Source organism: Desulfosporosinus sp. Sb-LF, assembly GCF_004766055.1.
Taxonomy (GTDB): domain Bacteria; phylum Bacillota; class Desulfitobacteriia; order Desulfitobacteriales; family Desulfitobacteriaceae; genus Desulfosporosinus.
On sequence record NZ_SPQR01000004.1, the window covers coordinates 323,412 to 349,653 of the forward strand.

Annotated in this window: 27 protein-coding genes and 1 pseudogene; 1 reads left to right on the forward strand and 27 read right to left on the reverse strand. The window is 42.6% G+C overall.

All coding sequences use genetic code 11. The features are described 5' to 3' along the window. The first annotated feature begins 236 nt into the window (after positions 1-236). Positions 237-1,358, forward strand: a complete 1,122-nt coding sequence (locus E4K68_RS07975; protein ID WP_199241718.1) for a 4Fe-4S binding protein — start codon at positions 237-239, stop codon at positions 1,356-1,358. Positions 1,359-1,511: 153 nt separating this feature from the next. Here the strand turns inward: E4K68_RS07975 and E4K68_RS07980 are convergent, their stop codons facing one another. From E4K68_RS07980 to cutC, 27 genes and pseudogenes are all read right to left on the reverse strand, one after another. Beyond that, on the reverse strand, positions 1,512-1,697 hold the full coding sequence (locus E4K68_RS07980) for a 4Fe-4S binding protein (RefSeq protein ID WP_135378400.1): 186 nt from the start codon (positions 1,695-1,697) through the stop codon (positions 1,512-1,514). 590 nt (positions 1,698-2,287) lie between these two features. Then, positions 2,288-2,773 carry an acyl-CoA thioesterase gene (locus tag E4K68_RS07985; protein WP_135378401.1) on the reverse strand — a complete coding sequence of 162 codons (486 nt, stop codon included), beginning with the start codon at positions 2,771-2,773 and terminating at the stop codon, positions 2,288-2,290. A 30-nt stretch (positions 2,774-2,803) separates the two neighbouring features. Further along, positions 2,804-3,229 carry a VOC family protein gene (locus E4K68_RS07990; protein WP_135378402.1) on the reverse strand — a complete coding sequence of 142 codons (426 nt, stop codon included), beginning with the start codon at positions 3,227-3,229 and terminating at the stop codon, positions 2,804-2,806. Between the two features lie 623 nt (positions 3,230-3,852). Then, a pseudogene (mbdU, locus tag E4K68_RS07995) lies at positions 3,853-4,641 on the reverse strand (metal-binding double selenoprotein MbdU); the annotation flags it as partial. 58 nt (positions 4,642-4,699) lie between these two features. Continuing rightward, the gene (locus E4K68_RS20625) at positions 4,700-4,918 is read right to left on the reverse strand and encodes a hypothetical protein (protein WP_199241719.1); all 219 of its coding nucleotides are present in this window, start codon (positions 4,916-4,918) and stop codon (positions 4,700-4,702) included. A gap of 927 nt (positions 4,919-5,845) precedes the next feature. After that, positions 5,846-6,814 carry a 2-keto-3-deoxygluconate permease gene (locus tag E4K68_RS08005; RefSeq protein WP_135378403.1) on the reverse strand — a complete coding sequence of 323 codons (969 nt, stop codon included), beginning with the start codon at positions 6,812-6,814 and terminating at the stop codon, positions 5,846-5,848. Between the two features lie 140 nt (positions 6,815-6,954). After that, a complete protein-coding gene (locus E4K68_RS08010; protein ID WP_135378404.1) occupies positions 6,955-8,112 on the reverse strand; it encodes a UxaA family hydrolase in 1,158 nt (385 codons plus the stop codon). A 20-nt stretch (positions 8,113-8,132) separates the two neighbouring features. Further along, the gene (locus E4K68_RS08015) at positions 8,133-8,420 is read right to left on the reverse strand and encodes a UxaA family hydrolase (protein ID WP_135378405.1); all 288 of its coding nucleotides are present in this window, start codon (positions 8,418-8,420) and stop codon (positions 8,133-8,135) included. A 252-nt stretch (positions 8,421-8,672) separates the two neighbouring features. After that, entirely contained in the window at positions 8,673-10,670 is a 1,998-nt protein-coding gene (locus E4K68_RS08020; protein ID WP_135378406.1) for a sigma 54-interacting transcriptional regulator, read from the reverse strand. A gap of 175 nt (positions 10,671-10,845) precedes the next feature. Then, positions 10,846-11,325, reverse strand: a complete 480-nt coding sequence (locus E4K68_RS08025; RefSeq protein ID WP_135378449.1) for a GyrI-like domain-containing protein — start codon at positions 11,323-11,325, stop codon at positions 10,846-10,848. A gap of 152 nt (positions 11,326-11,477) precedes the next feature. Next, positions 11,478-12,239, reverse strand: a complete 762-nt coding sequence (locus E4K68_RS08030; RefSeq protein ID WP_135378407.1) for a response regulator — start codon at positions 12,237-12,239, stop codon at positions 11,478-11,480. 5 nt (positions 12,240-12,244) lie between these two features. Then, positions 12,245-13,435, reverse strand: coding sequence for a histidine kinase (locus tag E4K68_RS08035; RefSeq protein ID WP_135378408.1), 1,191 nt, complete (start codon positions 13,433-13,435; stop codon positions 12,245-12,247). Between the two features lie 426 nt (positions 13,436-13,861). After that, positions 13,862-14,152, reverse strand: a complete 291-nt coding sequence (gene eutM / locus E4K68_RS08040) for an ethanolamine utilization microcompartment protein EutM (protein ID WP_135378409.1) — start codon at positions 14,150-14,152, stop codon at positions 13,862-13,864. A gap of 20 nt (positions 14,153-14,172) precedes the next feature. Continuing rightward, complete coding sequence (locus E4K68_RS08045) at positions 14,173-14,811, reverse strand: phosphate propanoyltransferase (protein WP_135378410.1); 639 nt, start codon at positions 14,809-14,811, stop codon at positions 14,173-14,175. Between the two features lie 2 nt (positions 14,812-14,813). Beyond that, entirely contained in the window at positions 14,814-16,298 is a 1,485-nt protein-coding gene (locus tag E4K68_RS08050) for an acetaldehyde dehydrogenase (acetylating) (RefSeq protein WP_135378411.1), read from the reverse strand. Between the two features lie 46 nt (positions 16,299-16,344). Further along, entirely contained in the window at positions 16,345-16,986 is a 642-nt protein-coding gene (locus E4K68_RS08055; protein ID WP_135378412.1) for a BMC domain-containing protein, read from the reverse strand. 11 nt (positions 16,987-16,997) lie between these two features. Next, on the reverse strand, positions 16,998-17,675 hold the full coding sequence (locus E4K68_RS08060) for a cupin domain-containing protein (protein ID WP_135378413.1): 678 nt from the start codon (positions 17,673-17,675) through the stop codon (positions 16,998-17,000). Between the two features lie 48 nt (positions 17,676-17,723). Next, on the reverse strand, positions 17,724-18,272 hold the full coding sequence (locus tag E4K68_RS08065; RefSeq protein ID WP_135378414.1) for a BMC domain-containing protein: 549 nt from the start codon (positions 18,270-18,272) through the stop codon (positions 17,724-17,726). A gap of 1 nt (position 18,273) precedes the next feature. Beyond that, the gene (locus E4K68_RS08070; RefSeq protein WP_135378415.1) at positions 18,274-19,602 is read right to left on the reverse strand and encodes a 4Fe-4S dicluster domain-containing protein; all 1,329 of its coding nucleotides are present in this window, start codon (positions 19,600-19,602) and stop codon (positions 18,274-18,276) included. A 23-nt stretch (positions 19,603-19,625) separates the two neighbouring features. After that, the gene (locus E4K68_RS08075; RefSeq protein ID WP_135378416.1) at positions 19,626-19,886 is read right to left on the reverse strand and encodes a EutN/CcmL family microcompartment protein; all 261 of its coding nucleotides are present in this window, start codon (positions 19,884-19,886) and stop codon (positions 19,626-19,628) included. After that, positions 19,883-20,194: a BMC domain-containing protein gene (locus E4K68_RS08080; protein WP_135378417.1), complete on the reverse strand. Its 312-nt coding sequence runs from the start codon at positions 20,192-20,194 to the stop codon at positions 19,883-19,885. The genes E4K68_RS08075 and E4K68_RS08080 overlap by 4 nt, the downstream gene beginning before the upstream one ends. Before the next feature lie 19 nt (positions 20,195-20,213). Next, positions 20,214-21,056 (reverse strand): ethanolamine utilization protein EutJ, encoded by an 843-nt coding sequence (gene eutJ / locus E4K68_RS08085; RefSeq protein ID WP_135378418.1) that lies wholly within the window; start codon positions 21,054-21,056, stop codon positions 20,214-20,216. After that, the gene (locus E4K68_RS08090) at positions 21,044-21,715 is read right to left on the reverse strand and encodes a cobalamin adenosyltransferase (RefSeq protein WP_135378419.1); all 672 of its coding nucleotides are present in this window, start codon (positions 21,713-21,715) and stop codon (positions 21,044-21,046) included. Before E4K68_RS08090 ends, eutJ begins: the two co-directional genes overlap by 13 nt. Before the next feature lie 122 nt (positions 21,716-21,837). Beyond that, complete coding sequence (locus tag E4K68_RS08095) at positions 21,838-22,293, reverse strand: EutP/PduV family microcompartment system protein (protein ID WP_135378420.1); 456 nt, start codon at positions 22,291-22,293, stop codon at positions 21,838-21,840. Continuing rightward, positions 22,290-22,643 (reverse strand): BMC domain-containing protein, encoded by a 354-nt coding sequence (locus E4K68_RS08100; protein WP_135378421.1) that lies wholly within the window; start codon positions 22,641-22,643, stop codon positions 22,290-22,292. The genes E4K68_RS08095 and E4K68_RS08100 overlap by 4 nt, the downstream gene beginning before the upstream one ends. Before the next feature lie 26 nt (positions 22,644-22,669). Next, positions 22,670-23,653 (reverse strand): choline TMA-lyase-activating enzyme, encoded by a 984-nt coding sequence (gene cutD / locus E4K68_RS08105; RefSeq protein ID WP_135378422.1) that lies wholly within the window; start codon positions 23,651-23,653, stop codon positions 22,670-22,672. 39 nt (positions 23,654-23,692) lie between these two features. Next, complete coding sequence (gene cutC, locus E4K68_RS08110) at positions 23,693-26,236, reverse strand: choline trimethylamine-lyase (protein ID WP_135378423.1); 2,544 nt, start codon at positions 26,234-26,236, stop codon at positions 23,693-23,695. Positions 26,237-26,242 lie beyond the last annotated feature (6 nt).

Sequence of the window (26,242 nt, forward strand, 5' to 3'; positions counted from 1 at the left end):
TATTTTTGCCACACTCTCTCGATATCATAAGGCTAAATGAATTAAGAAAAGGAGCGTGTATGTCATTAACGACTGTGGTGAACCTTCTACGCAGTGAGACGCTTAAAGTTGCCTACAAACAATAACTTAATAAGGGTTAGAAAATACCTCCATCTAAAGAAAAGTTTTAAAGACGGTATCAATTAAGGTCATAATCGATTTTGTCAAATCAAAGTAAACTAAAGGAGTTGCTTTTGGTGACGAAAACTAAGATAGCGATGTATTTGAGATGGGGTTTATTAGCATTATTCGTTGTTCTTGTGAGCATTGCGGCCTATCTCCATCAAGTATTAGGTGGAGCAAAAGTGCCGTCGATCCACGCATTATGTCCCTTCGGAGGGCTTGAGAGCCTTTACCAGGTATTCACTACAGGAACGTTTATCAGCAAAATATTCACAGGAACCATGACCCTGTTTGTCATTACTTTAATGGTTGCAATTCTATTTAGACGAAGTTTTTGCGGTTTCATTTGTCCGTTTGGTGCAATTCAGGAATTTCTCGGAAAACTTGGCCACATGATCTTCAAGCGAAAATTGATAATGCCCACTACCATTGATAAGGCTTTAAGATACTTAAAATACGTAGTGCTTATTGTTACTGTATATTATGCATGGAAAACTGCGGGATTATGGATGGCACCATACGATCCCTGGTCTGCTTATGCACATCTAGGAGAGGGATTCGATAGTGTGTGGAAGGAATCAGCAGTCGGTTTGATAATCCTAATGATAACTGTTCTCGGTTCACTGACTTATGACCGTTTCTTTTGCAAATATCTTTGTCCTATGGGGGGACTTTACGGAATTGTAGGTAAAATAAGCCCTTTTAAAGTGGTCAGGAACCAAAATGTGTGTATAGACTGCGGAATATGCAATAAGGGCTGTCCAATGAATATTGATGTCCAGCACAGTTTGAAGATTACGACGGCAGAGTGTCTGAATTGTCAGACCTGTGTCACAAACTGCCCCAAGGCAGGTGCTCTTGATCACCAAATAGGCGGCAAGATTATGAAACCATTGACCGTAATTGTTCTGGTGATAGTAGTGCTCTTTGGCACAATAGCTTTTTCACAGGCTGTTGGAATCTATGGACTCACTCCAACCCCACTCAAAACGGGAGAATCTATTAATTATGAGGAAGTCAAAGGGTATATGAGTATCAAGGAGGCAGCAGCGTCAACCAGCACAGACTTAAAAGTGTTTTATGCTAAATTCAAGATTCCTGAAAACGTTTCTGAAGAAACAAAGATGAAAGAAATATTTAAAGTCTCTGAAGGCTATGATTTTGATCAAATAAAGGAATCCCTAGAAACTAGATAAACTTTTTTCAGTCCATTACCATTCCACTATTCACTCATGTGCTTGATTTCTTTTAATCCTTGTTTGCAGCGAGGCGGCAGGCCAATATAGTAGGCGACCAATATTGAATACTCGGCGGAACTTTTCCAGGTACATTTGCGGAACGACAAGTTTTCACTCATTCGCTTGTATTGCCCCCATCGGGCAATATCTGACACATTTTTTACATTCGATACATTTCTCCTGGTCGATGGTTGGCGCACCAAATCCTATTTGTTCAATCGCACCCACTGAGCAAACTCGTATTGAAGGACAAGGATGGTTTTGCGGACATCTATTATTGTTAACTGTAATATTCATGCTAAGCACCTCTTCTACACATTTTATACCCCTAAGGGGTATATTCACAGTATAAAGAGAGAGGATTAATCTGTCAAGAACAATTAATCCTCTCTCCTACCATGACCTGCAAGAATACCGTTTGATCCTGTCTATTTACTTTTATTATCCTTCTTATTACTAAAGCATTGCAAGACCTGAAAATATGATTCTACGATAAGGAACGTCTCTTCTATCTTTTAGCTACTTCGGAGCATGTCCTTGGTGGTTAGAGAACTAAAAATTCGACCCAATCCAAATACAGCCGAAAGAATCTTCCTAAAAAGTTAATGGAAAATTTAGTACTCTTTAATTCATGCATAAATACAGTTATAGTATTATTTCTTTTCAGTTATTTATTATTCAAGGAAACCCTAGTAAATTTTTGTTCATTGGTGCTTTATAACAGCATCCAACTCTTGACTTGCATTTACGATTTCGGTACTCTTTTACGGTTCAGCGCCCTTTATATAAAGAATATCTTAAGTACCTTCATAAACCCGCAATGACTAATAAAATAAAAATCCCAGGCCGTGAAAGCCTAGGACTTCGAAATTTCAGGCCAAGTATCATTATTTCAATTCGCTTGATTTTTTCCCAAGTTGCTTATAAGCCTGATAACGTTGCTGCCCTTCCATAAATAAGCGTCGTTCTTCTTCATTTGAAAGCTCCAGAGATGGTACATGTTGGGATCTTCCATTCTCATCTAAGGCAACTAGAGTGAAATATGACGTTAAAGCTGTTTTAGCTGGTTCATCTTTAGACACATCTTCAACTGTGACGGTTACAGAAACTTCCATTGAACTTCTACCAACAAACGTTAATTTGCCATAGCAAGTCACAACGTTGCCCACATGGATGGGAAGATGAAATTCAAGTTTGTCCACTCGTGCAGTAACAATGTTGCTACGGGCATGTCTTCGGGCTACTACTCCAGCAGCACTATCCATCAATTTCATAATCTCACCACCATGAACATTACCCGATGGATTGGCATGCTGAGGAAGCATGACGTTTGACATGATTACCTGCGAATGGTTAACTGATTTACTAGCCATCGTAATTCCCTCCATAACATTATCTTGATTTTATTCATTTTCAGTTAGTGCCACAAAATTCCACATAACGCCAAACTTATCGAAAACGACCCCGTGGCAAGGGCTGAAAAAGGTTTGCTGTAAAGGAATACCGACCTTTCCTTCTTCCGACAAAACAGCAAAAGCGTGCTTAACCTCGTCTATGATGCACTCCACCGCGATGGATACTCTTTCGGACGGTGTGTCGTTCAGTTCTCCCAAGCAATCGGATAGGCGCATAAAGTTGTCGCCAAACGGTAAAGTTGCCTGTACAATCCAGTTCTTTTGGCTGTCAGGAATTGGCATGGGGTTGTCCGGATTTTGAGGAATGTCCGAAAACCGTATGATTTCGGATACCTCTGCCTTAAACGCTCTTGAATAAAGCTTGATTGCCTCCTGGCATTCGCCCTTGAAGGTAAGATATGGTCTAATTTGCATATAATTTCCTCCTTGGTTTTGATTCATTTTTTGTCCTATTATATTAGCTTCACCCGTATTTCTCAATTTAGTAATCTCGGGGATAAATCCTCAGAATGTAATACACCTTCAATATAATCTATTCTACACTAAAATTGAGTCTTATTTAAGGAAAATAGGCAAAGGGGGAAACGCAAATGGCATTTGGCGCTGTCGATGGTGTTGCTTGCGGACCGGCACGTGGCCTTGGAGCTGGAATCGCAGCCGTTGTCGTAATTATTCTTCTGCTTATAGCATTGGGAATCGTATTTTAACTTGAAGGAGGTAATGACTAATGCACGGAATGGGTAGAGCATGCTGTCTATACTTGTTCTCCCTTAGGAGTTTTTCATTCTTACCAGCATTATCTTTTCATTCATTACCTCAATGCAAAATCATCTTTCTGCCCTTACAGGATCCATTCGGCTATACATCGAAGAGCTTTTACCATGAATTGAACGCCGAGATCTTGGATTTTTTGTTGCTACATCATCATGAATCCCTAATGCTTAATATTAAATGCAATCAAACTGAGGATTCCAGTACATGGCATCCTCAGTTTGATTGCATTATAAATTCTTTTGAATTCAGGACACTTTACGCCATTATCTAAGGTCATCAAATTCACTTATATTTGGGTTTTTAATATTTTCCCCCGCCATCTCCATCTGAAGATTCTGAGGTGCCTCGTCTACTTTGAAATAGAGGCATTTAAACTCTCTGCACCCATGAGGGTGACGTAAACTGTGAGTACAAATAATTGATTGGCTAGGCGAAGGCAAGGCTATATTAAGATACTCTTTAACTAATGTGATAGCCTCACTGAGTGCAGTTCTCACAAAGTTCTTACAGCAACAAGGACCGGTTTCATTAGCGATTTTATCAACAATTCTTGCGGCTACTTTCATTGTCGCAGCTGTTTCTTGGTCTTTAGTACAAGCTGCCCCTAAAATGACACTAAAACAAGCACCAATGGCTGGGACAATTCCACAGACCCCTGTCAGCCCACAATAGCCTCCGATGGCTTGTCTATTGGTCCGATTCAGTGCTTCAACAATCTGTTCATCCGTAACCTTAGCAGTTCCTTCGTTCTTGAGCGCTGCCATCAAAGCTCCTGCTGCAATCCAAGCATTTTCACAACCGAGCATTGGGACGTTATTCTGCTCCATCAGATACTCGGCAATTTCAAAAGAGTTTGCCGATTTATTGGCTAAAACGTATTCTTTTACAGTCTCAAATAGACCCTTTCCGTGACATTCATCACATACGTAGTGTCCATTTGGGCAAGAAATGTTGCCAATCTCTTTTTTGCCGCATCGAACGCAAGTTAATTCTCGTCCCGAATTGAAGTAATCTAATTGCCCTCCACAGATTTGGCAGTTCTCAGTTTCGAATTCATTGTGCTGACCAGCACTAGAAGTCGCTCCTCAACAACCAGATGTAGCGGTGTTATTATTCTGGTTCTGAATTAGGTCGATCAACCTCATACCTCCTCAATTTCATTAAATTATTAGGGGGTTGTTCTTCCTTAGCGGTTACCTGGATATCTATGCAGGCGTCTTCCATTTTTAAAATGACCCGTGCCCTGCCCTCGATAATGCCCCATGAAACCGGTAACTCCTCCAATACTACCCTGGAGAATACTGCCGGTATTGTGCGCTCAAGCTGCAAAATCTGATCCTCCGTCTACGTCTGCATATTCTGCACTCCGGCCTCGATCTCCTTTTCCTTCGTACCCCCCTTTTTTTAATAGTAGAGATGGCCAGTTTCTAGGTGGATATCTTCTTATTACGATCCAACCATCCCGTATTTTATAAATATCAGCATTCACCAAGCCATAAACAAAACCCCGCCCAGAATGGCTAGTTTACCAAATCTAATTTCGGAAGAATCAGTGGCGAAAAATCGTCTAAAACCATTTTAGTTTTAGACGATTTTTCGGACTTAGTATCGTTGCCTCTATCTTTATTATTCTTCTGTCTTTTTGTTTTCTTTACACTGGATTCTTTCTCTTCGAAGGCTCTCCACAATGTCCGTGTTTAAAGGGGTGCTCTCCGTGGTGACCGTAAATTCTATTTTAATTATATGAACCTCAACTATTATAAGTTTTCTTCAGAAGCACAAGATTAAGCTCCGAAAACCTATTTCTTAGGGATAAAAACGATATGGCCTTCTTACTTCAATAGTAGAACTGTAAGAGGAACTAACGCTCCCCATGCACTTACTATTGTTGCAATACCACTGCCACGCCGCTTCTCTACAGAATAGCTAAAATGTGCTAAAGCAGCGGCAACGAAAAGAGCAAAAAAATTGTTATCTATTTCTTAAACTTGAAATGGCGGTGGAAATCGATCGTAATATTGGCTCTATACGGTATTATCTATTTTGCCTTTAAATTAAATCTGATTTATGTGAAACAGGATTGGTTCTTAATTTTCGCAACCATAGATATCTTTGGCATGTATTTGTGCGTATTTATCCTCGATAAATTAATGGTCAGTGACTAAGCAAAATAAAGGGGTGTCCTAGCAATAAATCCTTAGGACACCCCTTTATTTATATAATTTCATGGTCTAGGTTAAATATTATGGCGTTAAGTTATTTCGCCGCAACCTGAGTAATGACAGCTGTGTTATCTTTTCCTTTAATCCTAGCGAGTGTTGCAGTGATTATCGGGACCAAAATAGCTGTGATGATAACCGAAGCTGCGACTTGAGCTGTAGCTGTCGCCTGGATTGCTTTAAAAGTTGGGTCAGCCAGAGATACAGCTAAGGGAGTTGCAACAGCATTACCCGCTGTTGTTGCCGCAGCGATTCCGGCCACACCTGTTCCTTTAAAGAGACGGTCTACAATATATAGTCCTCCACCGGTAATGATGAGCGTGAAAAGTCCAAGGAGTAGACCAGAAGGTCCTGCATTGATGATGTTATGGAAGTCAATTCCACAGCCTAGAGCAAACGCAAAGAAAGGAATTAAGGGTTTCGAGGCAACGTGGAGGAAATCTCGTAATTCGTGATCGAGGTTTCCGACTGCAAAACCAAGAACCATAGGGCCAATGGCAGCAATTAGATCAGTCAGAGGAATTTTGGCTAAACCAGAAGCTCCCAATGCCACCATGGTGAAAAAAGGACCACTTTCCAAGCTTTGTAGAGAGTACGCACCTACATCTTCAGCGGTTCCATATTCGCTCATGAGTGCGCAATACATTCCGGCATTCGTATCGTTCATGGCTGCGATAAAAGCTAACGCAGAAATTCCCAAAATCATACCATTAGGTACAAAATGCGCAATGAAAAGTCCCACACCTGTGGCTAAAAGAATTTTCGTAGCTAGAAAGGCTCCTCCACGGGCAACTGCTTTAGGTGCAGCTTTTAAAGAAATATTAGCACCCATGCAGAAGAAGAAGACAGCGAGGATAGGAATCGCACCAGTCATGAGTCCACCTGTAAAAGAAGGAAGTTTTACGACCGAGGGAAACCAAGTTTTGATGACCGCTCCTAAAAGTAGCGGTAAAAGCATCATGCCGCCTGGCACTTTTTCCAATGTCCTTTTAATCGGAATTTGCATGTTCGATCTCCCTTCAATTGCGTTGTATATTACATTAACTATTTCTTCAACAAAAACAACTTAGAGTTGATAAACGTTCTTGACACGAAGAAGGATTTTCAAAACGTTGTATAAACTTGTAACAAGAAAGAACAACTAAATTAATAGGTCGGTGCAATCTTATAAATTCCAAATTCATTGTGGCCCAAACTTTCTGCTTTAGGCATATGCCCATTGGAAACGTCAACAACCGTGTCCAAGATTCTTTGCCCCACTTGCTCAATCGTTTCTTCCCCGGAGATAATCGTTGAGGCATCGATATCCATGTTATCTTCCATCATTTTGAATGTTCGGGCGTTACCAGTAATCTTAATAACTGGAGCAATTGGGCAACCAGTTGGGGTCCCACGTCCGGTTGTAAAGATAACGACTGTTGCACCACCCGCGACCATCCCTGTAATCGACTCGATATCCTGGCCTGGTGAATCCATTACATATAGGCCCTTCCCACTTGGAACTTCTCCGTAAGCTAAGACATCCTGAATTGGAGCATGTCCTGCTTTATGGATACAGCCCAAGGATTTTTCTTCAATCGAACTAATTCCACCAGCAATATTACCCGGTGTAGGTTGTCCACCGCGAATATCAACATTCAGGAGTTTGGCTCTTCCTTCACATTCGCGCACATAACGGATTAACTTTTCTCCGATTTCCGGTGTTTTGCAACGACGGGCCAAAACATGTTCCGCACCAATAAATTCTGTGGTCTCGGAAAGCATGGACGTACCGCCAGCAGCAACAAGCAAGTCTGATGCAACCCCACAAGCTGGGTTTGAAGCCAAGCCAGACGTAAAGTCAGAACCACCACATTCAATGGCCATTACGATTTCACTCAGGTCCATTTTTTCTGGTTGTAAATGCGCAACTTTGCGGGCAAGTTCTCCAGCCTTGCGAAGCCCTTCAGACGTGGCTTTGAGCGTTCCTCCGGCTTCTTGAATTACAATGACCTCGACTGGTTTCCCTGTGGTTGCGATTTCTTCGGCGACCTCGCGAATAGGAACACCTTCACAACCAAGTCCGATGACTAAAACAGCTGCAACATTTGGATTCTTCCCAAAACCAATCAAGGTACGAACGGTTTGTTCGTGGTCAGCTCCGATTTGACAGCATCCATGCTGATTTGGGATGGCAACTGCTCCCGTAACTTGAGCAGCAATATTTGCGGCAACCGTGCTAGAACAAACTGCAGTTGGAATAATTAAAATATGATTACGAATTCCTACCTGTCCATCCGGGCGTCGATATCCTAAAATTTCCACAATTATTATCCTCCTCTTTCTTACTTATCTCCTCGGCCTCGTAGGCTTTCCATGTTATGAACATGGACATGCTGGCCAATTTTAACATCAGAGGTTGTTCCTCCAAGACTTTCACCGTACTTGATAACCTCTTCCCCTTTTTTTATCTCGCGGATGGCGACCTTATGTCCAAGCGGGATATCTTGGATAAGTTCAATAGATTGCTCTTGTTCTCCTAAGAAAAAATGAATTTCGGTACCCAATGTGAAATCTTCAACTACGGTAGCTACATTGTCTTTTACATTAATTACAACGGCTTGCTTCTTCAAAGGAATTCACCTCCTGAATTTTTACACTTTCTTAATATGCAAAAGCTATGCCAATTTTCCTGTTTCTAAAATAAATCCCCTATAATAACTAATGAATCTGTTATTATAGGGAGTCTAACCTAACCTTTTAAAAAGTTATAAAGTTTTTTTTTAAAAAAGAATACACCGCTCTTAAATAAACAGAGTGGTGCATTCTACTACATCGGGTTGTTTCAAAATGCAATACTGTTGTTTTTTGCAACGTTACCATACCTATTTATCCAGCCTTCTTTTACGCCATAAAGTTGAACGATCAATTCCAAGACGTTTTGCTGCGCGGGAAAGGTTTTGATTCTCCAATTCTACGACCCTCTCAATTACGCGTTTTTCAATCTCGATTAAGCTTCCCTGAATTAATACAGCTTCACCTTCTCTGAATCGATTGCTCCTTTGGAATTCATTAGGACCTTCAACACGAGGGTTCTCGCTGAACTGCGGAGAGAAATCGCTCATTGAGCTTGTTATATCATCGTGGTAAAGAAGATTCGCAAATTCATCTTTGTTTTGGGCAACAAAGGATATAACCGCCAAGCTTTCGGGTTGAATCATATCTGTTTCAGCTAGTACGATGAGCTTTTCAACACAATTTCTAAGTTCTCTAACATTTCCGGGCCAGTGATATTTTTCAAAGGCTTGATAAACTTCCTCAGAATACTTAAGATTAGGTTTTCCTAATTTAAGAGAAAGGTCACTTAGAAATCGATTCATTAACAGCCGAATGTCGCCTTTTCGTTCTCGCAAGGGTGGAACCCTTAGTCCTAAGACGTGTAAACGATAAAATAAGTCTGCTCGGAATTCATTCTTTTCCACCGCATCGTTTAGTTTACGGTGTGTTGCAGAGATGAGGCGAACATCAACTGGAATAACTCGGTCTCCACCGACTCTCATAACTTCTCTTTCCTGGAGTACACGCAAAAGACGTGCTTGAACATGAAGTGGTAACTCTCCAACTTCATCTAAAAAAAGCGTCCCTTTATGAGCTAATTCAAAAAGTCCAACTTTTCCCCCTTTACGAGCACCAGTAAAAGCCCCTTCTTCATAGCCAAACAGTTCGCTTTCCAGTAAATGCTCTGGTAAAGCAGCACAGTTAATAGCCACAAAAGGTCCATTCTTGCGCAAACTAACCTGATGGATTCCTTGAGCTAGAAGCTCTTTTCCGGTTCCCGATTCCCCTTGAATCAAAATACTACTATCTGTCTTGGCATATTTTCGGGCCTGATCCAATACTAAGCGGACAGGTTCACTATTCCCTGCAAAATCTCTTAGGGAAAATTTAGAAACTAAGCCTTTGTCATGTAGTTTTCGGCGGATATTATATTCAGCTTGTTGAATCTCTAAAGTATTTTGCAAAGTTAATACCGTCCCCAGATGAATCTCGCGATCAATAATCGGGTAAAGATTGATGACTAAATCCTTACCGTTCACTCTTTCCGGATACCCAAATAATTTCTTAGAGTGAATGTCTTCAAGCAGTTGGGGGCGAAACACTTTTTTAGCAGGCTGTCCTAAAATCTCCAGGTTAACTCCCAACATTTTTTGGGCTTCGGCATTTAGGTTCAAAATATTTTCGTTTCTATCAATTGTAACGACTCCTTCGTGAACTGCATTTAAAATTACGGTACTGAGAGCCGTCTTGGCCCGATCTATTTCGAGAGCCTCAATAAGGTGCTCGGCCTGCAAAATCGCTGTAGTGATAGACTCTGGGCCAGATTTGATTAAGTGCACGGGACGTTGCAAAATTTCGGAATAACGAACAGCAATCGTATCTCCTACAATTATTTTAGTTTGAGCAAAATCAGATTCCTTAATGGAATGAAGTGTCTCATTTTCTTCTTTCAGTTCACAAATATAGCAGTTGAGTCCAATCATTTGTGCAATAGTTTGGCACCCTTTAATAACGGTCGGAAAACCAATAATGCCAAACGGGCCTTCTTTATCCCTTAAAGGGTAGAGGGCACGCAAGATATCATATCCAGTCACTTCGACTTCAACAACAGGGATATTAACCGCCTGACGAATCAATGAAGCCGTTCCCCCACGACTAATGATAACTTCAACACCATAATTAAGCGCCTTTTTAGCGGCCTCTGCCCCGTCGCGCATATCGGCAACGATAATTTGACAAGGTTTATTCAATTCTTGAACAGTTTTTTTAGCTTCCTCGGCGAGTTCAGTATAAGGAGCGATAAATAAAACTCGCGAATAATCCATAAGCCCTTATTGTCCCCTTTTCTACAATATAATCTCTACTGGTTCCTTTTAGTGATTCATCCAATGGTTAAATACTACTATCCATCGGTATATACCCTTCCTTATTAGACTATATGTCGTTTAAATTATTTTAAGGGTATGCCATGAACTCAGCACATACCCTTAAATAACTACTTTATTTTTTCACTATTGGTACCCAAACTTCACATTTATAGTCCTGTGCCGATGGATTGCCAGGAAGATAAACTTCAAGCATCGGTGCATTTGCTTGCTCAAAGCCTGTTGCAGGAAACCATTCTTGGTAGATTCTTGACAATACGTTTACTATTGCGTATGGCATCAATCCTACCGATGTAAATACTGCCCAGTTAGCAGTCGGTATTTCTCTGATATCAAAACCGGATTCTGCTGAATTATTGACATCCTCTATAGCAATCATGTAAGAAAATTGTTCCTTATCATCTTCAAGCTCCATGCTTATGCCAAGCATATTTTGTCTGTTATCTATGGCACAAATTTTTTCGCTTGTTCCATCTGCATTACATTTATCCCAGAATTCAGATATTTCCCTGTGATGTCCTTCATCCTTTGTCGATACTTTAATTACCTTGCCTATGACCTTAAATGCTTCCTTTTGAATTATTCTGTAATCCATATCCTTATCCCCTTCGATTCTAAATGGAATGAGATACCCTAGTGTCGGCCAGTACCCTGGAGATGCTTTGATACGGCTGTTCTCTGAAACAATAGGTAAATCAAAAGCAGCCACCCTGGCACTTGGCCTATCGTAGCTGCTTTTAAAGGGACTTAGCCCTCATCTTCGCTGTCAAGCAGATGTTTTCGTCTGTACGCTTTGGGGGTCATATTCATTTGCTGTACGAAGACACGATTAAAATAGGAGGGATCTGTAAAACCACATTCACTGGAAATGCGATAGGCGGGATAACTAGTTGTTTCCAGTAATTTGCAGGCATACTCAATTTTTAACCTATTGACATAATCTATATAGGTAACCCCTACTTCTTTTTTGAAGATGCGGCTGAAATATTGAGGGTGCAAAAATACATGGGACGAGACCAATTGCAGGGGTAATTTTTGTTTAAAGTTATCATGAATATAGTTTAGTGATTTTTCGATAAAATACATTTGATTGGGTTCTTGTTCCACAATTTCTTCGTCCACAGGTACTTGGTGTGTAGTTATACTAGTCAACACATCATGGAATGCCTGCTTGAAAACGGACGGTTTAATGGGTTTCAGCAAATAATCCTGAACGCGGAGGCGAATTGCTGTTTGCGCATAGGAAAAGTCTGAACAAGCCGATAAAATCATAACACTTGCTTGAGGAAGGAATTTCCTTATCTCCTTAAGGGCCTGTAAGCCGTCCATTTCAGGAATAAGTATATCCATCACTATGACATCCGGTTTATGTTGTTTTGCCAGTTTGACAGCTTGAATCCCGCTTTCACAGGTGATTATTTTATCTTTTGGGAGAAGCTCTTCGGTTACAATCGACTTAAGAAACTCCAATTCAAGTAACTCATCTTCCACAATTAAAACTACGCTCATCACTATCACCTCGCATTGGGTTTAGTGGGAATCGAGATGGTGACGGTACTTCCGCTATAGTCTGATTTTTCGATTTTCAACCCGTATTGTTCTCCGAAATATCGTTTCAACCGTTTGTCCGTACTACGAAAACCTATTCCAAGCTTATTTTCCGATTGTTGCAAACTTTTTAAGACTTCTGTGGGAAAACCATTCCCATTATCCACAACAAAAATATTGATATCATTCTTATTTTCTTCAGCATAAATTTTTATCTTGCCCCCATCCCTTTTAGGGGTAATGCCATGGATAAGGGCATTCTCAACAATGGGCTGTATAATCATATTGGGGATTCTATGGGCTTTAATATGATCAGGAATGTCAATATCATACTCCAAACGATTTTTATATCTTATTTTCTGAATGTAAAGGTATTTTTCAATATTATCCATCTCGGCTCCAATGGTGTGCAACTCATCGTCATGCTTTAAGTTGTACCTTAATAAATCTGAAAGACAGTAAATAAGTTCTTCAGTTGTATGGGATTTTTCAAAATAGGCAATACGTGCTATAGAGTTTAGGGTATTAAACAGGAAATGCGGGTTAATGACCAAAGACATATTTTTCGCTTCGAGATCAATAATCTTTTTCTCCAGCATTTCCTTTTCAATAGACAATCTTGCTATCGCCTTATCGGCAGTATGGATACTTTGAGAAAAATCATAGCTAATATTTTGGGTAATATGGTTGCAAATTTGTTCATGAATTTCAAGTTTGTTTTCTTCTATGGTTTTTATCGTTGCAATTGATTTCGCGATAAATTCCGGTTCGAGTTTCTTATTCTTTGCAATGCTCATTATATCAATCAAATATTTCTGATATTCACTATCCGTTGAATAAACCTGCGCACCGACGACATAGCCAATGGTTTGGTTGTTAATATCGACCGGCAAAAGAATGTTTGCCAGCCCATGCCGACAGATAAATCGGTCTCCACTACCCGATTTTAACCTAGCAATATAGTCTGAGCATATCCTTGTTTCATCTTCCTGGCAAATAAACTTGCAAAAATCAGGAGACGGGTTAAATTCAAGAAGAATATTGCCACTGGTATCTACTAGCAGTAATGAAATATTAGACAGGGATAATAGTCCGCTGTAGCGAGAATACAGATTGGAATCCATTAAATTTTTTAAAGTTTTGTTAGTATCATCCATGCTATTCGCCAAATATTCCTTTTCTATAATTGATTCAACTTCTTGACATAGTTTAACAAGAGAGCCCTTAATAATAAAAAAGAATCAACCACTGTTTGAGCAGTAGTTCAATTCATTAAATACACAAGCAACCAAATATACAAAAAACCCACTTCATCAAAGAAGGCATCGTCAAAGATTTGTATGCATTCGTTTATAATACAACACCCTTATGAAAATGTAAATAGAACTAATCCTCGAACCCAAAATTAACACAAGTGGTTAGCAATTCGCGTAATTTAGATAGCATGTCCAGAATTGCACCACTCCATGAGTTGCCACGAGTAATCAACCATTAAGTATAGTTAATTACCGCTAAGCAAAAACGAAGGCCAAAACCTCGAAACGAGATCTTGACCTTCGTCTGATGGACTGCCTAATGGTTCATTAGGCTTCGTTTTTGGCTGCAGGAAGTATCATTTCTACATCACTGTGAGGACGCGGAATGACATGAACGGAAATCAGTTCGCCAACTCGCTGAGCAGCAGCAGCACCAGCATCGGTTGCTGCTTTTACAGCTCCAACATCGCCTCTTACCATAATGGTGACCAGACCACCGCCGACGAATTCGCGACCAATCAGATGAACGTTCGCGGCTTTAACCATGGCGTCTGCCGCTTCTATTGCTCCTACTAGACCTTTGGTTTCGATTAATCCTAAAGCTTCTGATTTACTCATTGTTGTTGCCTCCTAAAATTTTATTTTACAATAGTTATTCTTGCGGTTGCGAGCTGCATAGCGTTCGCTTCTTCCGTGTCGATATGAAATTCAAGCGCCGAGGTGTTGTTGGCTCTGATGACGACATTCGAGAAAGTTCCGCCTCGAAGTCCGTCTATTTGGATGGTTACCTGTTCTCCATCGGTTACACCAAAGTTTTTTGCATCTTCCAAGGTCATATGAATATGCCGCTGCGCAATCACTAGGCCTTTGGAAAGCAAAACACTTCCTTTGGGACCAATGAGAGTGATTCCCGGAGTTCCTTGCAGGTCTCCCGACAACCTTACCGGCGCGGATACGCCAAGTTTAAAACAATCTGCCTGGAGTATTTCTATCTGCGATTCACTTCGCACTGGTCCGAGGATACGAACCTTTTCAATAGCACCTTTAGGCCCGGCTATGATCAGGGTTTCCTTACAGGCATATTGCATGGGTTGTGACAAATCCTTGGTCTTAGTCAATTGGTATCCTGAACCAAACAATGTTTCCAGATCTGCTTGAGAAAGATGAATATGACGGTTAGATATTCCCACAGGGATGGAATTGTCGTCCTTTTTTAAATACCCCCCTTCTTTAATAGCCTCCATCAGAAGCGCTGCTAAAGCGTCATACTTTCCCACCTTTAGTTATCACCTCGTTTTTTCAGGAGCAAAATGACTTCATTCACAACGTTCATAATCTGATCATCACTGATGCCACTCAGACTAGCGCTCTGTGCCACGCTGGCCGAGAAGGAAGGGGTCGTGTTTTCGGTGAAGTCTTTGATTCCATAAGCCACACGTTTGATATTGATCAAGTGCAGAGGGGTTACATTATCGGAGGTTGCACTTCCACCCCAAGTACCACAACCCAGTGTAAAGGCTGGGGAAAGTCCGGTACTTGCGCCTACACCACCTTGGCTGGATGCTGTGTTGACCAAAATCCTAAATACCGGTTTTTCAGCGAATTTCATGACCATTTCATGATTTTCCGTATGAATGGAAAGGCTGTGCCCGACACCACCATTATTCAAGAGTTTAATGCTCAGATCACAAGCTTCCTGCCAATCTTTTACGGTATAAAACGCCAGCACAGTCGTCAATTTTTCATAAGACAGGGGGTATTCCTCACCCACGCCCTGTTGTTCACCTAACAAGACTTTTGTTCCCGGTGGAATGGCTATACCGGCACCGTCTGCGATGACTGCAGCGGACCTCCCGACCATTTTCCCGTTCATAGCATGGCCGCGAACAAACAATTTTTTAGCAACTTGATTTGTTTCCGCGGGGGTCATGAAGTAACCACCTTGACGTCTGAACTCTTCCATAACCTGGTCACGCATGCATTCTTCAACAATCACCGATTGCTCGGATGCACAAATAGTGCCATTGTCAAACGTTTTACTAGCAATAATATTTTTAACGGCTTTCGAAATATTGGCAGTTCTTTCGATATAGGCCGGAACGTTGCCCGGACCTACACCCAATGCCGGCTTCCCCGCGCTATAGGCAGCCTTTACCATGGCTGAACCACCCGTGGCGATAATCATGGCGACTTCATCGCATTTCATGAGTTCATTGGTCGCATTCATCGAGGGTTTTGAGATACAGCCAATAATATTGGCTGGGGCTCCAGCCGCTACAGCCGCATCATTCATCAATCTGGCTGCCTGCAGCGTACATTTGAGAGCCGAAGGATGTGGTGAGAACACTATCCCGTTACGGGATTTAATGGCGATAATCGATTTGTAAATGGCCGTAGATGTAGGATTGGTTGAGGGAACAATTCCCATGAGTACACCTACCGGTTCGGCAATTTCAATGAGTTTGTTGACCTTATCGTCTTTAATGACTCCGATGGTTTGCATGGGTTTGATGAAGTCATAAAGTTCTGTGGAAGCAAAACGATTTTTGAAGATTTTATCTTCTACTTTACCAAATCCTGTTTCTTCAACCGCCATTTTTGCCAGAGAAACAGCATTCTCCTCTGCCACTTTTACCATATTACGGATGATTACGTCAATTTGCTCGCAATTGAATTTTGCAAGTTGCGTTTGCGCCAGTTTAGCCTGACGAGCAAGATTTCTGGTCTCTTGCACGGATTGTAAATCATAGTCAAAGTTTTCCATCTGCTATTCCTTCCTACACTCTTTACTTATTTGCAGGCACTTAAAGTTATTTTTCGCTCCCCCGCTCGTAATATCTCTTCAGTTTCTGAATAAGTAATTCTTTGTTAGCTTTTGAAATGGCTCTACCTGCGACGCCGAGTTCTTTGTATTCTCTCGCCAGATTCCGAAGTTTTACCACGGAAATCGATTTTAGGATGTCCACACCCTTTTCAAGTCCAAATTCCTGTACGAAAGCATCTACTCCCTCTTTGCGGAGTTGACTCAGCATGATTTGCTGGGATTTAGAGCTTTCTTTTGTGGTTTTAGCTGGTTCTATCGATTGTGCAGCGGTGTCCTGCTTTGGCAAGGAATCATTTAAGCTAGTGATTGGATCAGAGTCCTGAAAAAAGTTTGGTTGATCCTCAACAGAATTTACCCTTACCGCGACTATACCTTCAATCTCCTGGTGCGGTCTGGGAATTATATGTTGAGAAACCAAGGACAAGCGGCCTATCTTTTCAACCGCTGTTACAGCTGCTTCCACAGCGGCTTTAACTGCTCCCACATCACCCGTTACAGCAATTGTTACGAGACCGCCACCTACAAAGGTCCTCCCCACGAGATCCACTTGAGCCGTTTTGAGCATGACATCTGCACATTCAATAGCAGGAAGGAGTCCTCGTGTCTCAATTAAGCCAAGAGCCTGCATAGCTTACCCTCCTATTGTTGCGCCATAAGATCAGCCCAGTTCGCCGGGTAAGTTACGTAAAAGAGTTTGACATAATCAGACGAACTCCAGGTTACTTTGGAACCTTTGGGTACGAAGAGGACATCTCCCTGGTGAGCGTGATAAGTCTCGTCATTGATAGTGATGGACAGGCTTCCCTCGAGAACAATATCAATTTCTTCATAGCACAATTCCCACTCAAAGCTAGATTGCTCTATGGTCAAAAAGCCTGCACTCATTTGGGAATCATCTTTACTGACCACTTCACGATAAGCTACGTTCGTGCTCGGATCGCCCGTTTCAAAGGTCTCGAGTTTCACTGTCCTGCCGCGCACGATTTTCAGTCCACTCGGGTCACCCTCTGCCCTGAAGGGAGTTTCGGGAGATGGGTTAGGAACACTTGCCAGGAGTCTGTTGGCTAATACCGCTTTTACAACTTGAAAGATCATATCTGGGTCGATCTCGTTTTGCCTGCTATCTTTCTTCGGCAAGCCACTTTCGGTACCAGTGTGATCTCCTGCAGCAGAAGGGTCTGCTGTAAATTCCACACCCAGTTCCCTAGCTAGATCCTTAGCTGCCGGTGTAATAATAGTATCGCAGTCTACGCAGAAAAGTTTTTGCCCCTTTGCTGCTACTGCTTTCACTTCGTTTGCAGAAACAAGTTTCTTCAATTTCGCACCTCCTTTCAATCGTATAAGCAAGAAGAATATGATTGTAATTTAGAATAGCGATTCCCATAATTTTTCAGATGGCGAAGGAATTACTTCAACATCCACTAACAAGCCTTTCTCGATAGCGATTGCTTTCCCGGCTTCAATACTTGCTTCTACAGCGCCAACATCTCCAGTGAAGGTGAAGTAGGCTTTGCCGCCCAATCCACTACCCAAACGTAGTTCCAAGGCCTGTACATCAGCAGCTTTGAGTGCTGCATCAGCAGCAATGATCATGGATGCCAGGGAGAAACATTCCATGATCCCTAGAGCCCCGATTGCATCAGGCATGCTTGTGGCCGTGATGGCCGGGAAAACGCCCTGATGAACATTGGCGAGGATAAAGCTATCGACCAAATATTCTCCTGCATTTTCTACGCCGACGCTGATAGAGCTTTCTACAGCGCCAACGTCCCCTTTGATGATCGCGATATATTTTCCCGGACAGACGGGGGTTGCGCTGACCACTTCAACGTAGGCTGTTTTAAGCATCAAATCGGTCGCATAAATTCCTCTAGCAATACTAGTAAGCTCAATCATACCTATTGCACTATACATACTAACCCACCTTTATCACAATAGAATTATCTCGGAGCTCTATCACAGTACCATTGAAGCTGGAGTGAACGGTAGCTCCGAGACTGTTGTCCGGAATTTTACCGATCAGTTGCCCGGCTTTCACCTGTTCGCCTACGGCGACGACAGGAATTGCCGGCGCTCCAATGTGCTGTCGTAGAGCGATCTGGATATATTCAGGTCGAAATTCGACTTGAGTCATAGGGGCCGGTTTGTCGAAGGCTGTTAAGCCAATTTTGATGACTAGACGTTTGCTCGGAATAAGACGATAGTCTCTGGCCGATCGAGCTTGGAAATCCATCTGTATCGGCTGATATTTAATACCTTGTTCTGCCAGCTTCTGCTTGTAGAGAATATTGACGGATTTCGGATGGAGATTTGCCGGACAGGAGAATAATTCGCAGGCATTACATTCACAACATAATTGGGCAATTTGTTGTTCTTTCACGTCCTCTAGATTGTAGCTCAGAGCACGCATAACTTTATGGGGTTGCATATTGTGTCCTAGGAGATAGCGAGGACACAGATCAGTACACATACGACATTGTTCACAGGCGGTTTTACCAATGACTCTTGCTCGATCAAGACCGACGGATTTTTTCCGAATGAGAAAGTGATCTTTTTTTAGTAGTACATAGCCTTTGCTTTTTTTGGTGACAAACCCATCGATGTTGTTCATGATAGATCCCATCATGGGACCACCGTCGATAACAGCGTAATCATCAATCGTTTCCACACCGCATTGTGCAATGACTTCCCGAATGGATACTCCCACAGGTACTTTGAGGGTCATGCGGTGTGGAATATCTCCGGCGACGGTGATATACGTTTCTGTGACAGGGTTCCCGGCCATGGCATTCCATATATTTAGTGCTGTTTCTGCATTGATTACGACACAGCCCACTTTCAGGGGAATAGAAGCTTCTGGAACAATTCTTTGAGTCAGTTCATGAACCAGAACCTGTTCATCACCCGCAGGATAGATATCCCGAAGTTCCATGACTTCCATGTAATCTGATAGTCCCAGAGCGACGATTCTTTCTCGCATGAGGATAATGACCTCTTTGTGTTTGCCCTTGATACCAATGATGGCTTTGCGAGCTTCAATATATCGTCCCGCCGCTTCCATTCCCCGGATGATTTCATCAGGAAACTGCTCCATCAATTGCTGGTCCACTCTGAGCAGGGGTTCACATTCTGCTCCATTAAGCAATATATACTCGGCTTTAGACGTTAGTTTGGCGTGAGTTGGAAATCCAGCGCCTCCCGCCCCGATAACCCCTGCATCCTTGAGTATGTTTAGTAGATCCAACGTTTCCCACCTCCAGTTTTTCTCTAGAACTTGCAATCTTCGTCGATGATTCCTACAATGGCTGCATCAATCGGTACATCGTCCCGACCCAACATTCTACGGGCCGCACTGCCAATACAGATAAGCACTCGTTCGTCAATGCCGGCGCCGATAGTGTCGGCAGCGATCAGGATACGCCCTGCATCAATACCACCGAGGACCTCCACCAACATGAACTTCAGTCCTACGAGGGAATCAGCCTTTCTGGTTGACCAGATACTATCTATTACTTTTGCCGCTATCATTGAATCTCACCTGTTTTTACTTCATTAAATTTATATTGTATCTCATGAATAGCGGCTTCCACCGACGCCGTATCCCCAAAAATAGCAATCATAATCATATTCTGGGGACATTGACCTTTAATGTCTTCCACGACGACTCCTGCTGCTTTCTCTGCAATATCGGCAGCGAAAACCATATCAATCAGCTTCCCTTGAACCAAACCTACAGCATCGTAGTTCTCAATGGGAATCGTTGAGGCAGAGCCTTTGCGACGAAAGAGCAGATCCACAGTCCCACTGGAAGGAGATTTTATAATTCGAAAGTCCATGTGTAAATGTCACTCCTGCCTAAAGTATTTCCTGTGTGCAGTTAAGAGCAATACCCAAGGGTGTCACAAACATAGGGTTTTGCGGTTTATAGGTAGGAAGGTTGGTTTGTTTGGCGATAATATCTTCGATTCCTTCTAGGCAACAGGTTCCACCGACCAGGTAAATTTCTTTGACAGGGTATTGACTAATGTGGCGGCTGATAATAGATGAGACTTTTTCGATGACAGGGCGTAATACAGGGAGCAATTCCCTATGGTTTTTGAAATCCCGTTTATATTGATCCGCATCATCAAAACTCATTTTATAGGCACCGGCAATGACAAGAGAAAAGTGAGTGCCACCTGTAGGTTCATCGTCGACATGAATCACTTTGCCGTCTTTCAGAATGGCAGTCCCCGTCGTGCCGCCGCCGATATCGACAATTGCACCGTCTTTAATCTTAAGTACGGCATTGGCTGCCGTCGGTTCATCCAACACATTAGTAACTTCGAAACCAGCTCCCTGTACTACATGTTTGATTGCGCCTGAGTCAAGTGTAACGGTTCCTGGAGGAAGCGCCGCTGCTGCATAGATCAGCTCTGCACCCAGTTTCTCTTCGAGTTCTTGTTTTAATTCTTTGACGATTCGAATGGCACCGATATAATCCACCACCATGCCATCTTTGACAACACTAGCAAATCGATAAGCGCCGGCAACAGGCTTATAATTCTCATCAAGAACTGCCAGGACAATATAGGCTGTTCCCAGGTCAACACCAGTGTAATAAACGGAGGATTTATTCAAGATGGGTGTTGTGATGACGTCCTCAAAATCACGAACAAGTTGGTCGCAGTATTCAAACGCTGAATTTACCATTTCCATTTTTGTCCTCCTGAAGACTTCCACATCATCATGCAGAGTATGTTAATGATCAGATTGACTGTATCAATCAGATCTTGCCGTGAGCAGAGTTGCTTCTCCTCGTTCCAATAGGTTTCCAAAAGGGCTGGTTCGACCTCTCGGAGGGAGGCTCGCAAGTAATTTAACAGAGCAATCGCTTTTCCGTTTTCTAATCCCACATGAAACTGAGCAATGTTAACGTATTTTTCCATATGATCGGATCGTAGTTTAATTTCTTCTTCTGACCATCCCCAAAATTGAAGGTTTTCCGGGGCTATCTGTTCGTATTCCGCATTTTGCACGTTCCGGAAGCATTTGCCCAGTGCCATGACTTCTTCTGACAGAACAGTGTCTCCAGCGTGTAAAACTTCTGCCGCAATAAGGAGAAATAAGGATTCGATGCTGTCCATTCTTCGACGCAATCCCAGGGTACACCAGTTTGCTCGTCCCTGTGTCTGCCTCGTCTCGTCTTTGTTAGATTTCTTGTCGTCCTTACACTGAGCCTGTACCAGCGTGACACGTCTGTCCGTAAGAAATTGACGGGCTCCCGGTGTAATCTTGGTATCTGGTTGTAGAACATAAGTAGCAAAGGGTCCTGTTTTATATAAATCTCGCAATTCCATTTCTGTGATGAATTTCATTGCCTCACCTACCCTTCCTCAAAATCTCCTTCTACCTAATTACCCATCGCTTATAGTTTGAGGCGATAAATACAGGAACATGTATCAACGTAAACACAAAGATTCTATCTATATAAAGAACATCAGTTTTTTTTAGATGTTTCTTGTTTCCCAAGTAAATATTGTTTCAAGGCTTCTACGCCCGTATTGTCTTTCAGAGAAATCCAGAAGTAAGGCTCTATAATCCCGATACGTTTTAACTGTTGAATACACGAATTGGCATTTTCGGGAGCCAAATCTATCTTGGTAATTACCCCTATGACGGGACAAGTAAACGATTTGGCAAAACCGGGCGGGTAGACTTCAATGAGTCTAGATTGATCCACAAGAAGGAGCATAAGCGATGCAGTTTGTGCTGTCGAGATAAGGTATTTGTACATAGAAGCGTTCTCAAGATACGAACCCGGTGTGTCAATGGTGTTTTTTCCATAAATAACATCCTGGGTCTTTTTCAAGGGTCTAGCGGACTCATTTAAAACATTGGTCAGTGTGGATTTACCAGATTTGGTCGGTCCGACGACCATAATTCGCTTCTTCATGTGCGTGTTATTTTGGCAGGCGTGAAGCCTAACAGCTTTTCCAAGGTGTCATTAATGGCCATCATAGCTGCCTCTACACTTGCTACATCACCAGATATGACCAGCGATCCTGTAAAACGATCTAGAAAACCGATCTCGATGTCCGATGTCTTCGTGGCAATATCGGCTGCTATTATTGCCGTCTCACTCGGAGTGAGGGTCGAAATTCCAATCGCTCCTGTTTCTTCAATTCCCAGGCGTTCATAAATCTCTTGTACGGGCGAAGCTATGATGTGAGCCAGCGTGACTTGCTTGCCGGGCACATATTCCTGGATAATACGTTTTCGATCAAATTCATCGGCCCCACTCATAAAATCCCTCCGTCCGCTCTATAGTTTTAATGTTTGATGACTTTAACTTGTAAGTCATAACCCTTGATAAACTCTTCGAGTTCATCAAGCTCATCTTCCTTAAAGCTTAAATCATCTGTGATAGCGTAGTTCATGTCCAGTTGCTTATACTTGTTGATACCCAATTTATGATAGGGAAGCAAGTCGATACCTTGAAAGTTCTTATATCGTTTGAAGGGTAGTAGAAATTTCAGGGTTTTGGCGAGGGTGTCTTCACTATCATTCAATCCCCTAATGAGAGGCATCCTGACTTTGACATTAAATCCACGGCGTATGAGTTCCGTTAGGTTATCCAGAATACGTTCATTGCGCACTCCCGTAAGTTCGGAATGCCGCTCAGAATCAATGTGCTTAATATCATACAGAAATAAATCGGTGAACTGGGCTATCATGAGTAGGGAGTCCAGTTTTGCATATCCAGAGGTTTCAATGGCTGTGTGGATTCCCAAACGTTTGCATTCCATCAGCAGGTTGGTGGCAAATTCAGGCTGTGCTATGACTTCCCCTCCCCCAAGAGTGACTCCTCCACCTGAACTATTGTAGAAGAGCGCATCTTGTTGGATGATTTCCAGAACTTCGGAAATAGTTTTATCCGAGCCGACAATGGACAGTGCCTGTTTAGGACAGACAGTTTCGCATTTTCGGCACCCCACACAGTTGATACTCCTATTGACTTTATGCCTAGGGCTTTCGAGCCGGGTTCGTTGTTGCCCGTCTTCTGGATCCGGGAAATAATGGATGTGGACGGGACAAGCTGGAATACAGTCGCCACAGTCAATGCACAAATCTGCTTTGAACATGACCTGATAGTTTCGTTCAAGTCCTTCGGGATTCGCACACCAAAGGCATCTCAGAGGACACCCTTTGAAGAAAATTAATGTTCTAACGCCAGGTCCATCATAGATGGAATATTTCTGGACATTGAAGATTCTCGCTCTTCTTTCTAAGATGCTATTGGTTTCTGTACTCATAATGTCCCCATCCCTTAAAAGTGTCTACTGCAACTTTAATTAAAAATGATCCAACACAGTTCTGCTGATAATTTCATCCTGTACTTCTTTGCACAGTTCTACGAAGTATGCACTATACCCAGCGACACGAATGATCAAGTCTCGATACTTTTCAGGTTCAAGTTGGGCTTTCTTCAAAACTTCATTGTCAACATAGCTGAATTGCATCTGACCGTTACCAAGAATGGATGCTGTTCTGAGCAAGGTAATCAGGCCATTTTCTCCTTCTGGTGTTTCCAGAATCCCACGTAACAGTTTGAAGTTGTGCACCATGCCAATATTCATAGATTCATTATCCAGTTTGCTAACCGATTTAATGATAGCAGTGGGTCCGAACTTATCGGCTCCTTGTGTAGGGCTGATTCCATCAGAAAGTGGTGTCCAGTCAAGGCGACCATTGGCTGTCGCTCCAGTAATTTCCCCAATGGGGGTATTGTTGGAAATAGAGAGGGTACCATGGCTAAGATGTGAATACAACATTTTATGGGAGCGGTGAACCCTTTCAGTCCAAGATACGAGATCTGCAGCAATTTCATCAGCATAGTCATCATCATTGCCATATTTTGGTGCATTCAGGCATTCGGTGCGCAGGGTTTCAAAGCCTACAAAATTCGCGGCCAAGGCATCCCGAATTTGTTTCAGTGTGTATTTCTTGTCATCAAAGACCAGTTTTTTAATGGCAGCCATAGAGTCGGCATAGGTTCCGAGGCCGGAGAAGATAAGGCCGGGTCCGTAATTGATTAAGGCTCCACCGCTTGTAACATCGGTACCTTTTTCCATACAACCTTCCACCAGCAGGGACGTAAGCGGTTTAGGAGCAATCTCTCTGTGCACCCGCTGGCTGACAAGAGTTCCGATGGCAGATAAGCGGATAATATGTTCGATTTGCTTTTTGCAAGCAGCATCAAACTCTTCATAGGTCTTGATATTGTCAAGATCTCCATTGTCAAGGCCTTGCATGGTTTTATGCCACTTCATGATGCCTCGATTCAGAACAAATTCTATGGCAATGGGCCACTGGGTATAACCGGTGGAGGTCCACTGATAGATTCTGCCGGACTTTTGGGCTTCAACGCAGCCCATCAAGCAGTAATCTCGTGCATCTTCAATGGAAAAGCCCTTAATCAGCATCATCTTAATGTGATTATCATCAAAGTGACAGGCGGGGAAACCAAGCCCTGCTTTAACAACATCGACAATTTTCTTCAGATATTGTTGTGGCGATTTGTTGTGAATCCGACAAGCTAGGGACGGTTGATACATTTTGGTAAAGCGGACGGCATCCATGATCAGATATGTTAGATCATTGGTTGCGTCACCGCCAGTTCTCTTCTGCCCGCCAATTGTTAAGTTGACAAACGGCTGATAGCCCGCGAAATATTTTGCTCCCAGTTCACTGGACAACCACATGACTTCAGAGCATTTAATAATAAAACAACTCAACAATTCAAAGGCTTCCAGTTTGTTCATGCGCCCAGCTTCCATATCGGCCTTAAACATAGGATAAACGTATTGGTCCAAGCGTCCGAGAGAAATACCGGTCTGGTTTTCTTCCACTGCAAAGAGGGACTCCAGCATCCAGACTGACTGGAGCGCTTCATGGAAGGTCCGGGGTGGATTGGCTGGTACATAAGTCAAAACATCGGAAATTTTATAAAGCTCTTTCTTGCGGGCTGAATCTTGCTCTCTGTCAGCCAGCTCTTTTGCATAATTAGAAAGTCGCTTGGCATAGGCCAAAATTCCGTCACAAGTCTCAATTTCAGCCTTATAGAAGTAAATCTTATCAATGTCCTCTGGATTCACCATGGACAAGCTGCTTAATTTCTCAACAGCCTCCTGCCTTACACCATCAATGCCTTTCGTAATCAGGATTACATCATACCCTGGAGCGGTATCGCCACCGCCATTAATCTGATGATAAGAAAGATCACTGACATAAGCTTCTCCAGAAAAAGACCACACGCCAGCATCTTCATATTGTTGCTGGCAGATTTCATCCACACTCTTACCTTCCCAGAAGGGGAAGATCTCTTCTCTTAAAATCCGTTTGTCTTCTTCGCTTATTTCAAAAGGATCCTGTGTTCTAGTTGACATGGTGTCCAGTTCATCTCGAATCCATCTCCAGGCAATATCAGGGGATACAGCACCGGATCTCGCTTTCCCGCAGGGATGTCCGACAATCAACTCATCGTTTTGAATCACTAAGGGAGCTGTCTCACAAGCTTTTCTGAAACACTTTGCCCGCAGAAGTATTTTGGGCAGGCCCGAATTTTCTTTGGTTACTTGAGTGAAAGCTCTAGCACGATAGGTACTAATACTGGGTTTAACTTTTAAATAAGCTGCTTTCAGTCGTTCCAAACGTGGCGTTAGCCCCGTAATTTCCCCTTCAAACACCGGCGATTTCGTCACGCTATTCGTCGAAGTACTGTTTACGGATAGTTCCTTGGAGATCCCCTGAAACAGCTTCATGATGGCAGCCGTTTCTTCCAAAGACAAATTCTTGGTTGCATCCGCAAATTTATTTGAAAACTCTTTAATATCCAACTTTTT